We start from the raw sequence: 16,476 nt of genomic DNA on the forward strand, positions 1-16,476 counted from the left end.
TAGACAGTCCTTTCAGCATTTTAGTTGTCGGTTCCAAAGATTCTGTCGCCAGCATCACCCAAGCCAGGGCAGATGTAGGCATTTTCATTAAGACAACGGTCAAGGTGGCCAACATAAATTTTTACATCAGGATGTGCTTCCGAAAGTTTCTTAAGTCCTTCAGGAGCGGCAATGATGCACATAAACTTGATGTTCTTTCCACCACGCTTCTTGATCATGCTGATTGCATCGATTGCGGAACCACCTGTTGCAAGCATTGGATCAACAACGATTATCGGGCGCTGGTCAAGAAGGTCAGGCATCTTGCAGTAGTATTCTTCCGCCTGATGGGTTTCTTCATTGCGGGCAAGACCAATGTGTCCAACCTTTGCAGACGGAACAAGATCAAGGATTCCGTTCATCATGCCAAGACCTGCACGGATGATTGGAACAACTACCATTTTGCGTCCTGCAAGCATTGGAGTCTTGCACTTTTCGATAGGTGTCTTGATTTCTACATCTTCAACAGGAAGCTCTCGAAGTGCTTCAAACCCCATGAGCATTGTGATTTCTTCCACAAGCTTTCGAAATTCGTTTGTACCAGTATTTTCATCACGAAGGCGGGAAATCTTGTGCTGAATGAGCGGATGGTTAAGGTAAAAAATATTTTCGCTGTTCATTATTCAACATCCTTTTTGATTGAAGTTTCACCAGATTCTGAACGGGCTGGAAGAATTGCATTGAGGACAATACCAACAAGGGAAGCCACAGCAAGACCTGAAAGTCCGATTGTAATTGAGCCACAATTGATGTTGACAGCACCTGCAGCGCTGAACTTGATTCCGATTGAAAGAACAAGGATGAGGGCAGCGATGATTACATTGCGGCTTTCCTTGAAGTCAACCTGACTTTCAACGATGTTGCGTACACCAACTGCAGAAATCATTCCGTAGAGAACGATAGAAATACCACCTACAGTTGCCGCAGGCATACAGCTGATGAGAGCTGCAAACTTTGGAGAGAAAGAGAAAAGAATCGCAAAGCAAGCTGCAAGGCGGATTACACGAGGGTCATAAACCTTTGAAAGTGTAAGGACGCCAGTATTTTCTCCGTATGTTGTGTTTGCAGGTGCACCAAAGATTGATGCGGCAAGAGTTGCAAGTCCGTCACCGACAAGTGTTCTATGAAGTCCTGGATCATCAAAGAAATTCTTGTTGACTGTGGAAGAAATTGCAGCGATATCACCGATATGTTCCATCATTGTCGCAATGGCAAGAGGCATGATTGTAATTATAGATGTGATGATTAGCGATGTGTCTGGATTCTTGAAAATTGCAAAAACAGTGTCTTCAGATTTTACAGGAAGTCCAATCCATGCGGCGTTTGCAACAGGAGCAAAATCAACCTTTCCCATTATTGCGGCAACAATGTAAGATGCGATTGCAGCAAGAAGAATTGGAAGGATCTTTACCATTCCTTTTCCCCAGATGTTAAGAACTACGATCACAAGAATTGCAACCAGTGCAATGAACCAGTTTGTAGAACAGCTGTTGACTGCGGACTGTGAAAGCGTAAGGCCGATAGACACAATGATAGGACCTGTGACTACTGGAGGAAAGAACTTCATTACTTTCTTTACACCGAAAACCTTGATGAATCCTGCAAGAACAAAGTAAAGGATTGCAGAACATGCAACACCGAGACATGCATAAGGAAGAAGGTTCTTTTCACCATTTGGAGCAATCGCAAAATAGCCAGCAAGGAATGCAAATGAAGAGCCAAGGAATGCAGGAACCTTTCTCTTTGAAACAAGATGGAACAGAAGGGTTCCAAGACCTGCAAAAAGAAGTGTTGCCGAAACGCTTAATCCTGTAAGCTGTGGCACAAGAACAGTAGAACCGAACATAGCAAACATGTGCTGAACACCTAGCACAAGTGTCTTTGGTGTACCGAGTTCACGAGCATCGTAAATCGGACCCGAGATAGTTGTTTTTTCCATATTTTTCCTCTGAAAAGATATTATACTACTAAATTTCAATTTTGTTATATTTAATTTTATAGACGTAAAAAAATCCCCGCCATTTCTGACGGGGATACTTAAATAGCGTTATTGCTATATACTATTCCGAATCCTGCAATGCATCGTATCCAGATTCACCTGTTCTTACCTTGATTACGTCGGCGATTTCGTATACGAAGATCTTTCCATCACCGATGTGACCTGTATAGAGAGCCTTCTTTGCAGCTTCAACAACTTCCTTAACAGGAATCTTTGCAACTACGATTTCAACCTTGATCTTTGGAAGGAGCTGAATGTCAACTGGAACACCGCGGTAGTATTCGCTTGCACCCTTCTGCATACCACAACCCATTACGTTAACAACTGTCATACCAGTTACGCCGATAGAGTTCATGGCAAACTTGAGTGCGTTGAACTTGTTCTGACGGGTAATGATTACAACCTTGTGCATTGCGCTTTCAGTTGAACTTGGTGTTGTAGCAGGTACAACAACTGGAACTGCCTGGTCGATGCTGATTCCAACTTCTGCAGCTTCTGCAACTTCTTCTGAAGAATACTGAACAGAAATACCAGCATAAGAAGATTCAATTCCGTGTTCAAGCTTATCAAGACCAACGATTTCTTCTTCTGCAGTAACGCGAAGACCAAGTGTCTTTTTGATGATTGTGAATACGATCAACATCATGACAGCTGTATAGATAGCTACTGCGCCGAAACCTACAAGCTGAATCTTGAACTGTGCCATTCCACCACCGTAGAATACACCAGCGCCGATTTCAGAAGCTCCAGGCACGCTAGGATTTGCGAAAAGACCTACAGCAAGTGTACCCCAGATACCGTTGAGACAGTGTACTGCAACAGCACCTACTGGATCGTCGATATGAAGCACATTGTCAAGGAACCATACGCCGAAGATTACAAGAAGACCTGCAACGATACCGATGACTGCAGCACCTGAAGCATCTGTAACATCACAAGGAGCTGTGATTGCAACAAGACCTGCCAATGATGCGTTGAGACACATTGAAACATCAGGCTTCTTGTATTTAACCCATGTGAAAATCATACAAGTAACTGTTGCAAGGGCAGGAGCAACTGTTGTTGTAAGGAAGATCGATGCAAGCTGATCAAGTGATGTAGCAGCAGCACCGTTGAATCCGTACCAACCGAACCAGAGGATGAAACATCCGAGAGCACCCATTGGAAGGTTGTGTCCAGGGAATGCATTTACTTTTGTGATCTTTCCGCTCTTGTCATAAGAGAATTTTCCAAGACGTGGTCCAAGGAACTTTGCGCCGATCAAAGCAGAAATACCACCAACCATATGGATGGCACAGCTACCTGCAAAGTCATGGAATCCCATCTGGGCAAGCCAACCGCCACCCCAGATCCAGTGTGCTTCGATTGGATAGATCAATCCAGAAATAACTGCTGAGTATACACAGTATGAAAGGAACTTTGTGCGTTCTGCCATGGCACCAGAAACGATTGTTGCTGTTGTTGCACAGAATACAAGGTTAAACACAAAGTTTGACCAGTCAAAGTTTGCATATGAACCAAAAAGGTCAAAACCAGGCTTACCGATAAGACCTACAACATCCTCTCCCAAGAGAAGACTGAAACCTATGAGCATGAACGTTACTGTACCGATACAGAAGTCCATCAAGTTTTTCATAATGATATTACCAGCGTTTTTTGCGCGGGTAAAACCAGTTTCAACCATGGCAAATCCAGCCTGCATCCAGAATACAAGGGCTGCACCAATAAGGAACCAAACTCCAAAGAGCTGGCTAGTCAAAGCAGACATTGCTTCTTCCATATTAAGAACCTCCAAAAAAAAGCGTACTGTTGAACGTCCGGGGTTACATGGACAAAACTCAACAGCACGCCATTGTGCCATAAACAATTGAGAATTAGTAACTCACAATTAAGAATTAAAAATCCCCAAATAATTTTGTAATTCACAATTTATAATTATGCATTATGAATTGTGAATTATTAATTAAACTATACGCGGAAGAGAAGATCTTCGTAGCATGGGAAAGGCTTGTAACCTTCACCGATGAGACCTTCCATCTCGTCGTATACTGCGCGTGCTTCACCCATCAAAGGAAGAACAACATCTACATAAGCACGAGCTACAGCCATTGTATCTCCTGCGCTTTCTGCCTTTTCATGTGCAGATTCAAGAAGTTCAGCCTTTGAAGAAAGCTCATCTGTAAGTGCATCAAGCTTTGCAAGAACCTTAGCCTGTGCTCCAGCCTTTGCGCCAGGAACTACTGCCTTAAGGTCAATTACAGTCTTGCTTACAGAATCAATGTAGCTGTATGCAGCAGGAAGAATATCTTTGTAGATCATTTCGATCATTGTGTTGACTTCGATATTCAGGATCTGGCTGTACTTTTCAAGCTTTGTTTCGTAGTGGGCTTCCATTTCTTCCTTGCTGTAAACACCAAGTGAAGTATAGAGTTCTACGTTCTTAGCATCCATGTAGTGTGCCATTGCATCTGGAGTTGTCTTGAGCTCCATGAGACCGCGCTTTGCAGCTTCTGTCTTCCATGATTCGTCGTAACCGTTTCCGTTGAATACGATTCTCCAGTGTTCCTTAACTTCTCTTTCGATAAGGGCGTTTAATGCCTGCTCGAAATCAGATGCCTTTTCAAGTTCGTCAGCATACTGTTTGAGTGTGTATGCAACGATTGAGTTCAATGCTGTGTTTGGACCTGCGATTGAAAGTGAAGATCCACAAGAACGGAATTCAAACTTGTTACCTGTGAAGGCAAATGGTGAAGTTCTGTTGCGGTCTGTTGAATCCTTTGGAATTGCAGGAAGAACATCAGCACCGATTGTCATCTTAGATGACTTGTCGTTTGCATATGGTTTTCCGTCCTTGATAGCTTCGAGTACCTTGTAGAGTTCATCACCAAGATATACGGAAATGATTGCTGGAGGTGCTTCGTTAGCTCCAAGACGATGGTCGTTTCCAGCAGATGCTACAGAAATGCGCAGGAGGTCCTGGTTCTCATCTACTGACTTGAGAATTGCAGTAAGGAACAAAAGGAACTGTGCGTTGCTTTCAGGTGTCTTTCCTGGTTCAAGGAGGTTTTCACCTTCGTTTGTAGACATAGACCAGTTGTTGTGCTTACCAGATCCGTTAACACCTGCAAATGGCTTTTCGTGGAGAAGACATTCAAGACCGTGTCTCTTTGCAACCTTCTTCATTACTTCCATCGCAAGCTGGTTCTGGTCAACAGAAAGGTTTGTTGTGCTGAAGATTGGAGCCATTTCATGCTGAGCTGGAGCAACTTCGTTATGTTCTGTCTTTGAAAGGATTCCGTACTTCCAGAGAGTTTCGTTAAGGTCTTCCATGTACTTTACGATTCTTGGATTAAGAGCTGCAAAGTACTGGTCTTCCATTTCCTGTCCCTTTGAAGGCTTTGCACCAAAAAGTGTGCGGCCTGTCATACGAAGGTCCTTGCGCTGTGACCAGAGTTCATGGTCAACAATGAAGTATTCCTGTTCAGGTCCTACTGTTGTTGCAACACGGCTTACATCCTTACCAAAGAGCTTGAGGATACGTTTTGCCTGAACGTTCAATGCGTCCATAGAACGGAGCAAAGGTGTTTTCTTATCGAGTGCTTCACCTGTGTAAGAACAGAAAGCTGTAGGAATACAAAGTGTGTGTTCCTTGATGAATGGGTATGAAGTTGGATCCCAAACTGTATAACCGCGGGCTTCGAATGTTGCACGGTGACCGCCGTTAGGGAAAGAAGAAGCATCAGGTTCACCCTTTACGAGTTCCTTTCCGCTGAATGTCATGATTACAGTTCCGTCATCCTGAGGATTGATGAAGCTGTCGTGCTTTTCAGCTGTAATTCCAGTAAGTGGCTGGAACCAGTGTGCAAAGTGTGTTGCACCGTTTTCAATAGCCCATTCCTTCATAGCGTGTGCTACAACATTAGCAACATCAAGCTGAAGTGGTTCTCCATTATCCAAAGTCTTTTTAAGAGCTTTGAATGTTTCTTTTGGAAGGCGATCTTTCATTGTCTTCTGGTTGAATACCATGCTTCCAAAAAGTTCAGGAACGTTTGTCATACTATAACCCCCATAAATTAAAAAGGCGACAGGATATGCGTAGTGACACGACTGCCAGTACGCGACTCCATTGTCGCCTTTCAAAAGTTTTACTAAAAAAATAACGCCGCTGATTCCTCCATCGGATTCAACGGCGCCTTTGTCGTATGCGAATACTCTACAGTATTCTAAAAATTGTTACTTGTAATTTTCGGAACTAAACCACCCTTACTTCCAAGGGCAGCAAGACCATTCGTTAGATTTCAACTTCTCCCTGGAAGAGAACCTTTGTGTCACCAGTAAGGAACACGTTCATTCCATCGTAAGAAACAGTAAGCTTTCCACCACGGACAGTAACTGTAATATCTTCATTGATCTTACAGTAACCGTTGAGGATGGCAGCAACGACAGCAGCACATGCACCGGTACCACAGGCTGGAGTTTCACCGTTACCGCGTTCCCATGTACGCATCTTGAGTTCGTTTGGTCCGACTACGCGAACGAATTCAGTATTGATTCTTTCAGGGAAGGCTTCGTGATGCTCAAAGAGAGGTCCGATTGCAGGAACATCAACCTTGTCCACGAAGTCGCAGAATACTACGGCGTGAGGGTTACCGATGTTAACACAGGTAACGTTGTACTTTGTTCCTGCCACATCAAGTTCCTCATTAACTACTGCATTTACATTGAGGGAATCAACCTTCTTTTCCTTGAGTGCTGTTGGAATAAGGTCGCTCTTGAATTCAATGTACCCCATGTTGACTGTAACTGTATCTGTTTTGCCTGCAAGCTTGTAGAGTTTTAGTCTCTTTACGCCTGCCTGGGTCTTGATCGTAATCTCTGCTGTAGTTTCTTCCTTGTTGTGGCGGTCTGCAATTCCTGAAATATTGTTGTCGTAGAGATATTTTGAAACACAGCGCATTGCGTTACCAGCTGTCTGACCTTCACTACCGTCCTGATTGAAGAACCTCATGCTTGCATCAGCCTTGTCTGAATTTCCAACAAGAACAAGGGAGTCTGCACCGATTCCGTCGCGTCTGTTGCAAAGGCGAACCGCAAGTCCACCAGGATTGTTGATGAACTGTTCGCGTGTATCAATGATGATGAAGTCGTTTCCAGTCGCAGACATCTTTGTAAACTTGATTGTCTGACGGCTTGTACGCAGCTTGTTGATGTCGATGAGCTCAACATTTTCTGCACTGTACTTTGACTTGAGGCAGTTGGCAAGGGCGTTGGCTGTATCTATTGCTGTAAGACATGGAATGTCACGTTCAACAGCATGGCGTCTCATCTTGACTGAATCGGCGCGAGGGTCTCTTCCCTTTGCTGATGTTGATATTACATAGTCGATTTTACCTGAATCCATCACCGTAAGAAGATTGTCTTCAGCATTTTCATGAATCTTGTTTACAGTTTCAACTTCCATGCCAAAGTCGCGCAAGGTTTCTGCATTACCTTCAGTTGCATAAAGCTTGAATCCCATTTCATAGAACTTTCTTGCAAGTGAAGGAAGTTCGTAGCGGTCTGTCTTTCTTACGCTGAACAGTACTCCGCCAGAACGCTTCATGTTGTATCCGGCACCGATGAGTCCCTTGAACAAAGCTTCTTCCATTGTAGAGGCAATTCCAAGAACTTCACCCGTTGACTTCATTTCAGGTCCAAGGTGAGTATCAACATCCATGAGCTTTTCAAAGCTGAATACAGGAACCTTGACTGCAAAGTAAGGCGGAATCTTGTAGAGGCCTGTTCCATATCCCATGTCCTTGATTTTTTCACCGAGCATTGCACGGACAGCAAGATCTACCATCGGAACATTTGTAACCTTTGAAATGTATGGAACAGTACGGCTTGAACGAGGATTTACTTCAATGATGAAAAGTTCATTGTTGTAAATGAGGTACTGGATGTTTACAAGTCCCTTTGTTCCAAGATCGAGGGCAAGTTCACGGGACTGACGGATGATTTTTTCACGGATAACATCATTAAGGTTCCAGCTTGGGTAAACGGCAATTGAGTCACCCGAGTGAATACCAGTTCGTTCAATGTGTTCCATGATTCCAGGGATGAGAATGTCTTCACCGTCGCAGATGGCATCAACTTCAAGTTCAGTACCCATCTTGTACTGGTCAATGAGGATTGGATTTTCAATTCCCTGTGCAAGGATGATCTTCATGTATTCCTTTACGTCATCATCATTGAAAGCGATGATCATGTTCTGACCGCCAAGAACATAGCTTGGACGGAGGAGGACAGGATAACCAAGCTCCTTTGTTGCGTTGAGGGCTTCTGCTTCTGTAAGAACAGTAAGTCCCTTTGGTCTCTTGATGTCAAGGCGTTCGCAAAGTTCGTCAAAGCGTTCGCGGTCTTCTGCAAGGTCAATGGCATCTGCGCTTGTTCCAAGGATTCTGATTCCCTGGTCTGCAAGGAAGTTTGCAAGCTTGATTGCAGTTCCGCCACCAAAGGCAACTACGACGCCAACAGGCTTTTCAGTATTGATTACGCCCATTACATCTTCAGGGAAAAGAGGTTCAAAATAAAGCCTGTCAGAAGTATCAAAGTCTGTGGAAACTGTTTCCGGATTGTTGTTGATTGTTACTACATCATAGCCAAGCCGCTTCAAAGCCCATACACACTGAACTGAAGCATAGTCGAATTCGATTCCCTGACCGATGCGGATTGGACCAGAACCAAGAACGATGATCGTTCCCTTGCCGGATGCTTTCTTTGATGCAAGGTGTTCTGCAGCTTCGTTTTCTGCATCATAGGTTGCATAGAAGTATGGAGTTTCCGCATTGAATTCTCCTGCACAAGTATCAACCATTTTAAAGCTTGAAGGAACGTGGGCAAGCTTGCCTTCCTTTACGAGAGCTGCGGCCTTTTCTGCATCTGCAAGTTTTCCGCCTGAACCAACAATCTTGATTCCGCTAAGCTGTTCGATCACTGCATCTGGATATCCAAGATTTTTTGCCTTGAGGTAAAGTTCAGTTGTAACTTCTTCCTTTGCAAGCTTGTGTTCCATATCTGCAAGATTCTGAAGTTTGCAAAGGAACCACATGTCAACCTTTGTGATGTTGTGGATTTCTTCAAGTGTAAGAATTCCGCGCTTGATTGCCTGGAAGATTGCAAAGATTCTCTGGTCTGTGCAGTGGGCTACACGGGCCTTGATTGATTCATCATCCTCTTCTTCAAACACAGGAAGATTGAGGGACTTTACGCCAACTTCCGCACCGCGGGCAGCCTTCATGATGGCCTGTTCAAAAGTCTGACCGATGGCCATAACTTCACCGGTAGCCTTCATCTGAGTTCCAAGATCACGCTTTGCATAAACAAACTTTTCAAACGGGAACTTAGGCATCTTAACTACAACATAGTCAAGAACAGGTTCAAAGCATGCAGCGGTTTTCTTTGTAACGTAGTTTGGAATTTCATCAAGGGTATAGCCGATGGCAATAAGGGCCGCAACTTTTGCAATAGGATATCCTGTTGCCTTTGAAGCAAGAGCAGAAGAACGGCTTACACGAGGGTTAACTTCGATAACTGCATATTCGAATGTATCAGGATTAAGGGCAAACTGACAGTTACAGCCGCCTTCCATTCCAAGTGAAGAAATGATGTTGAGTGCAGCTGAACGGAGCATCTGGTATTCTTTGTCGCTCAAAGTTACTGCAGGAGCAATAACAATGGAGTCACCTGTATGAACACCGACAGGATCAAAGTTTTCCATTGAACAGACAGTAAGAACATTTCCTGCACTGTCGCGCATAACCTCAAATTCGATTTCCTTCCAGCCGGAAATACATTTTTCAACAAGAATCTGATGGATTGGAGAACGATGAAGACCATTGTGTGCGATTTCATCCATCTCTTCGTCGTTGTGAACGATACCGCCACCAGTACCACCGAGCGTAAAGGCTGGACGGATGATTGCAGGATAACCGATTACATTCTTTACAAAGTCATAGGCATCTTCATAAGTCGTTACAACCTTAGACGGAATGCAAGGCTCACCGATGGATTCCATTGTGTCCTTGAACATCTGGCGGTCTTCTGCCTTGTCGATGGTCTCTGGTTTTGCACCAAGAAGCTTTACATTGTGCTTTTCAAGGAATCCTGACTTTGCAAGCTCCATCGAAAGTGTAAGGCCGGTCTGTCCACCCAAAGTAGAAAGAAGCGAATCAGGCTTTTCCTTTTCGATGATTCTCTGGATTGTCTCTGGAATCAACGGTTCAATATAAATCTGATCTGCCATTGTGTGGTCAGTCATCAAAGTCGCAGGGTTTGAGTTTACAAGAACAACTTCAAGTCCCTGTTCCTTCAAAGCCTTACATGCCTGGCTTCCTGCGTAGTCAAATTCTGCGGCCTGTCCAATGATAATAGGACCTGAGCCAATCACCATTACTTTATGTATGTCTTTATTAAGTGGCATAGTCTTTCTCCCATTTACCTTAAGCTTCGTTAATCAACTTTACAAAATCATCAAACAAAAAGCTTGTATCCAAAGGACCCGCACAGGCTTCAGGATGGAATTGAACGCTGAAGGCAGGAGTGCTTGTATATCTGACACCTTCACAGGTATTGTCGTTTGTATTTATGAAGCTGAGTTCCGCACCGGCTGGCAATGTTTCATTCTTAACTGCATAACCGTGGTTCTGGGTTGAAATATAGACGCGGCCAGTTGAAAGCTGCTTTACAGGCTGGTTTGGTCCGCGATGACCGTACTTGAGTTTTTCCGTGTCCGCACCCATGGCAAGGGCAAGGAGCTGATGTCCAAGGCAGATTCCAAAAATCGGGACTTTCTTAACAACCAGTTTCTGAATCTCCGAAATGATTCTTGTATTTTCCTTAGGATCTCCAGGACCGTTGCTGAGCATGATTCCGTCAGGATTCTTTGCAAGGATTTCTTCTGCAGTCATAAGAGCGCTTACAGTCTCAACTTCAAGGCCGCGCTTGAGAAGCTCACGACGGATGTTTGCCTTTGCACCGAAGTCCCAGAGGACAACTTTCTTGCCCTTTCCGTCCTTCATGGCTTCTGCCTGGTCGTAGATTTTTGTTCCGTCATTTTTAACAGGTACGAACCTGTATTCTGCCGATTCTGTAAATACTGTTGCAGCATCTTCTTCAATTGCACTGGCACTTCCAGTTACGCTTTCAACAGCCTGTTCGATTTTATATGACTTGATTTTTTCAAGGAGTTCTGACTTTTTTCCTTCATCATTGAGGCTTGCAAGAACAGCCTTTGCTTCTTCCCCTTCTCCACTTACGATCATTCCGTTCATTACGCCGGATTCACGAAGAATCTTTGTAAGGGCACGGGTATCAATGCCTGCAAGACCGATTATGTTCTGCTTTTTGAGCCAGTCTTCAAGCTTTCCTCCACAGCGGAAATTTGAAGGATCTTCGCACATATCACGAACAATGTAACCGCGGACATGACATCTGTCGCTTTCAAAATCCTTATCTATTACACCGTAGTTTCCTATGAGCGGGAAAGTCTGTGTGACAATCTGACCGAAATAACTTGGGTCCGTGAGTGTTTCAAGGTAACCGTTCATTCCTGTTGTAAAAACTGTTTCACCTGTAATAACCCCTTCTGCACCAAAGGCTGTTCCTTCAAAGACACGGCCATTGGCAAGAATCAGATAAGCAGTATTTTTCACTTTGTCCTCCAATCTATGTTTTAGCTATTCTTTTCATTCATTTTTCTGAAGCAGAAGTTGCACAACCCGTCATCTGCTCCAAGGCTCATGGCTCCTTCAAGACTAAGGTAGCCCAAGGAATCCGCCCCGATGATTTTTGCAATTTCATCAAGGCTGTTGTTGCACGCAATGAGGTTCTTGCAGTCTGGAACGTCTGTTCCATAATAGCAAGGTGCTACAAAAGGTGGCGAAGAAATCCTTACATGGACTTCTGTAGCTCCAGCATCACGCACAAGCTGAACAATGTGACCGCTTGTAGTTCCGCGGACAATCGAGTCGTCGATAAGTATAACCCTTTTTCCCTTTACTGTAGTAGATATAGGATTAAGCTTTATTTTAACCTTATTGGTTCTTTCTGTCTGTCCAGGGTTAATGAAAGTTCTTCCGATATACTTGTTTTTTACAAAACCGATTCCATAAGGAATTCCGCTTTCTTCCGCATAACCGATGGCAGCATCAAGACCGCTGTCAGGGACACCGATTACAACATCTGCTGCAACAGGATGTTCCTTTGCAAGAGTACGTCCTGCTTTTACGCGGGATTCGTGAACGCTTACACCGTCTATAATTGAATCTGGACGAGCAAAATAGATATACTCAAAGACACAGAGAGATTTTTTTTCCTTCTTGCAATGAGTCTTTATGGATTTGATTCCATCTTCGCTGAATACAAGGATTTCACCAGGTTCAATGTCGCGGACAAATTCAGCACCGACAACATCAAGGGCACATGTTTCCGAAGCGATCACATACTGACCGTCGTCAAGCTTTCCATAACACAAAGGTCTGTATCCCTTTGGATCACGGGCTGCCACAAGTTTATCACCAGTCATGATGACAAGGGAATAGGCCCCCTCGATTTTAAGCATCGTGGAACTGATGGCACTTTCAATGTTTGCGCAGGTAAGACGTTCCTTTGTAATAAGATATGCAATTGTTTCTGTATCGCTAGTTGAATGAAAAATCGATCCCTGAAGCTCAAGCTGCTGGCGGAGTTCGCGGGAGTTGGTAAGGTTTCCGTTATGGGCAACAGCAAGATTTCCGTTAAGGCGGTGAACTTCAATAGGCTGAACATTGGCGTGAATGTTTGCACCGGTTGTTCCGTAGCGGACATGACCTACAGCCATGGTTCCTTCACCTAATGATGCAAGGCTTTCTTTTGTAAAAACATCGGAAACAAGTCCCAGATCCTTGCAGGAAGAAAATTCACCTCCGTTGTTTACGACAATACCGCAGGATTCCTGTCCGCGATGCTGGAGTGAAAAAAGTCCAAGATAAACTTTAGATGCAAGGTCACTTTTTTTGTCGGACCAAACTCCAAATACACCGCATTCTTCATGCAATTTGTTTTCTTCGAACATTTATTTAGCTCCCAAGCTTGCCTTTATGAGGCCTGTGAAAAGTGGATGAGGTCTGTTAGGACGGCTCTTGAATTCAGGATGGAACTGAACTCCCACATAGAAATCGTTTTCTGCAATTTCTACAGTTTCTACGATGTAATCGTCAGGACTTGTACCGCTGATTGTAAGACCTGCATTTTCCAACGTCTCACGGAACTCATTGTTGAATTCATAGCGATGGCGATGACGTTCACTGATTTTTTCTGCACCATAGCATTCTGCCATTTTTGTACCGGCCTTGATTTTGCAAGGATAAGCTCCAAGGCGCAAAGTTCCGCCCTTTGCAACGCTGTCGTTCTGATCAGGAAGAAAGTCGATTACCTTGTACTGATTGTCGGCATCAAATTCACCGCTGTTTGCATTCTTAAGGCCTGCAACAAAACGGGCAAAACTGATTACTGCAATCTGCATGCCGAGACAGATTCCAAGATAAGGAACATTGTTTTTGCGACAGTAATTTGCAGTAAGAATCATTCCCTCGATTCCACGTTCACCGAATCCACCTGGAACGATTACACCGTCAACTCCTGAAAGAACTTCTACGATTGTAGAATCATTTATGGTCTCGCTGTCGATCCACCTGATGCTTACTTCTGCACCAAGGCCATAACCTGCATGGCGCAAAGCTTCTGCTACGGAAAGATAGGCATCATGAAGCTGTACATATTTTCCAACAAGACCGATGGTCACTTTCTTATTAAGATTATGGATTTTGTCCAGCATTGCGCTCCATTCTGTGATGTCTGCTTCCGGACTTGTAATTCCAAGGAGACGGCAAACTGTATCACTCATATGCTGTTTTTTAAGCATTACCGGAACTTCATAAAGGCTAGGCAAAGTAAGGTTTTCAATAACACAGTCTTCTGAAACGTTACAGAACATGGCAACCTTCTTGAAGATTGCGGGCTCAAGTTTTTCATCACAGCGAAGAACGATGATATCAGGCTTGATTCCCATACCCTGAAGCTCCTTTACGCTGTGCTGGGTCGGCTTTGTCTTGTGTTCGTCTGAACCGCTCAAGAATGGAAGAAGAGTAACATGAATGTAGATTGCATTTTCACGGCCAACTTCAAGTCCTACCTGACGGATGGCTTCGATGAAAGGCTGGCTTTCAATGTCACCTGTTGTACCACCGACTTCTGTAATTACAACATCAGCATCAGACTGCTTGCCTACATTGTAGATGAATTCTTTGATTTCGTTTGTGATGTGGGGAATAACCTGAACCGTTTCACCAAGATATTCTCCACGGCGTTCCTTGTTAAGTACATTCCAGTAAACTTTTCCTGAAGTGAGGTTTGAATATTTATTCAGGTCTTCGTCGATGAAGCGTTCATAGTGTCCAAGATCAAGGTCTGTTTCTGCACCGTCTTCAGTTACATAAACTTCACCGTGCTGATAAGGACTCATTGTACCAGGATCAACATTGATATATGGATCAAGCTTCTGAGATGCTACTTTCAATCCTCTGGATTTTAAAAGACGACCAAGACTTGCAGCTGTAATTCCTTTTCCAAGACCAGAAACTACACCGCCCGTAACGAAAATGTACTTTGTATTTTTCATATAACCCCACAAAAAGAGAGGCCGCAGACAAAATCTCCCATGGCATTCATAAGGAAATTTTGCATGCGACCTCATTGTCGTATACGGGATTGTATCCTATCACTTTGCCCAACTTTTTTGAACGAGTTTTAGGATGCAATTCCGATTTTTACAATGGATATTTCGACTACAAATTGCTGTATCCCATAAGGAACCTGTCGATTTCCCTTGCGCATTCACGACCTTCAGCGATTGCCCATACAACCAGAGACTGACCGCGTCTCATGTCACCGCAGGCAAAAACTTTTTCTACGCTTGTCTTGTATTTGCCTTCGTCGGCTGCAACAGTTCCACGCTGTGTCATTTCTGTACCGAAAGCTTTTGCAGTATATTCTTCAGCACCAAGGAAACCTGCTGCCACAAGAATCATATCTGCCTTAAGTTCCTTTTCTGTACCTTCGATTTCACAGAGTTTTCTCTGGCCGTCTACATTTCTGAATTCAACCTGAACAGTCTTGATTCCTGTTACATGACCGTCCTTCTGGTAGATTTCCTTGATTGTTGTCTTGTATACGCGAGGGTCTTCTCCCTGTGTTGCGATAACTTCCATCTGGCCGTAGTCAGTCTTGAGAACCTTAGGCCACTGTGGCCATGGATTGTTTTCAGCACGCTCAACAGGAGGCTTTGGCATCATTTCAAGGGCTACAACATTTGCAGCTCCAAGACGTACACAAGTCCCTGTACAATCGTTTCCTGTGTCACCGCCACCAACGATGATTACATTCTTACCTCTTGGATCCATGTCACCCAAAGCGAATGGCTGGCTGCCCTTTACAACTTCCTTTGTAACTGCAGTAAGGAAATCAACTGCAGGATAGATACCCATTGAATCTTCACCGGCAACATTGAGCTTGCGTGCTTTCTTTGCACCACAGCAAAGTGCTACTGCATCAAAATCCTTAAGAAGTTCTTCTGCCTTTTTGTCTGCACCAACATTTGCATTGCATACGAATTCAACACCCTCTGCCTTCATAAGGTCAACACGGCGGTCGATGACTTTCTTATCCAGCTTCATGTTTGGAATGCCGTACATCAAAAGTCCACCAACATGATCTTCGCGTTCAAATACAGTAACGCTGTGTCCGCGGCGGTTAAGCAAATCTGCAACAGCAAGACCAGCAGGACCTGAACCTACAACTGCTATTTTCTTTCCGCTTCTAACATTTGGAACCTGTGGCTTCATGTATCCTGATTCAAAAGCCTTTTCGATAATGTAAAGTTCGTTGTCGTGGATTGTTACAGGATCCTTGATGTCCTTTCCATCGCTGTAATTCTTTTCCATGCTGATACAGTTGCAAGCCTTTTCACAGAGGGCAGGACAAACACGTCCTGTAAACTCTGGGAAGCTTGAAGTCTTTAAAAGTCTCCAGGCAGCCATGTCATACTGTCCCTTGTAAAGTGCATCATTCCATTCAGGAATGAAGTTGTGGAGTGGACATCCTGTTACCATTCCGCCAAGCTTAATTGCGCTCTGGCACATAGGTACACCGCAGTTCATGCAGCGGCTTGCCTGCTTGCGACGGTCTTCATCGTTCAAAAGAACGTGCATTTCTTCAAAGTTCTTGAGACGGATCTTTGGATCAATCCAGTCGTTTTCTATTCTTGTATATTTAATAAATCCGTTAGACATTCCCATAATAAAATCTCCAATTCACAATTCATAATTCACAATTCATAATTCATAATTTTTAATTATGAATTA

9 protein-coding genes are annotated in these 16,476 nt (G+C 43.9%); all 9 read right to left on the reverse strand.

Going from position 1 to position 16,476, the window contains the following annotated elements; translation table 11 throughout:
* Positions 1 to 20: 20 nt before the first annotated feature.
* The 9 genes from upp to ACKI39_RS06985 all read right to left on the reverse strand — a co-directional run bounded on the left by upp (position 21) and on the right by ACKI39_RS06985 (position 16,404).
* The gene (gene upp, locus ACKI39_RS06945) at positions 21 to 659 is read right to left on the reverse strand and encodes a uracil phosphoribosyltransferase (RefSeq protein ID WP_318691870.1); all 639 of its coding nucleotides are present in this window, start codon (positions 657 to 659) and stop codon (positions 21 to 23) included.
* On the reverse strand, positions 659 to 1,978 hold the full coding sequence (locus ACKI39_RS06950; RefSeq protein ID WP_407398988.1) for a uracil-xanthine permease family protein: 1,320 nt from the start codon (positions 1,976 to 1,978) through the stop codon (positions 659 to 661). Before ACKI39_RS06950 ends, upp begins: the two co-directional genes overlap by 1 nt.
* Positions 1,979 to 2,099: 121 nt before the next feature.
* Positions 2,100 to 3,818, reverse strand: coding sequence for an ammonium transporter (locus ACKI39_RS06955; protein ID WP_407398990.1), 1,719 nt, complete (start codon positions 3,816 to 3,818; stop codon positions 2,100 to 2,102).
* 188 nt (positions 3,819 to 4,006) lie between these two features.
* The gene (locus ACKI39_RS06960) at positions 4,007 to 6,094 is read right to left on the reverse strand and encodes a glutamine synthetase III family protein (protein ID WP_407398992.1); all 2,088 of its coding nucleotides are present in this window, start codon (positions 6,092 to 6,094) and stop codon (positions 4,007 to 4,009) included.
* A 235-nt stretch (positions 6,095 to 6,329) separates the two neighbouring features.
* Positions 6,330 to 10,499 (reverse strand): carbamoyl-phosphate synthase large subunit, encoded by a 4,170-nt coding sequence (carB, locus tag ACKI39_RS06965; RefSeq protein ID WP_407398994.1) that lies wholly within the window; start codon positions 10,497 to 10,499, stop codon positions 6,330 to 6,332.
* Positions 10,500 to 10,518: 19 nt separating this feature from the next.
* Positions 10,519 to 11,730 carry a carbamoyl phosphate synthase small subunit gene (locus tag ACKI39_RS06970; RefSeq protein ID WP_407398996.1) on the reverse strand — a complete coding sequence of 404 codons (1,212 nt, stop codon included), beginning with the start codon at positions 11,728 to 11,730 and terminating at the stop codon, positions 10,519 to 10,521.
* A 20-nt stretch (positions 11,731 to 11,750) separates the two neighbouring features.
* A complete protein-coding gene (purF, locus tag ACKI39_RS06975) occupies positions 11,751 to 13,130 on the reverse strand; it encodes an amidophosphoribosyltransferase (RefSeq protein ID WP_407398998.1) in 1,380 nt (459 codons plus the stop codon).
* The gene (pyrG, locus tag ACKI39_RS06980; RefSeq protein WP_407399000.1) at positions 13,131 to 14,735 is read right to left on the reverse strand and encodes a CTP synthase; all 1,605 of its coding nucleotides are present in this window, start codon (positions 14,733 to 14,735) and stop codon (positions 13,131 to 13,133) included.
* 166 nt (positions 14,736 to 14,901) lie between these two features.
* Positions 14,902 to 16,404 carry a glutamate synthase subunit beta gene (locus ACKI39_RS06985; RefSeq protein WP_407399002.1) on the reverse strand — a complete coding sequence of 501 codons (1,503 nt, stop codon included), beginning with the start codon at positions 16,402 to 16,404 and terminating at the stop codon, positions 14,902 to 14,904.
* Positions 16,405 to 16,476 lie beyond the last annotated feature (72 nt).

Origin of the sequence: Treponema sp. (assembly GCF_045641405.1) — a bacterium.
Classification (GTDB): Bacteria; Spirochaetota; Spirochaetia; order Treponematales; family Treponemataceae; genus Treponema_D.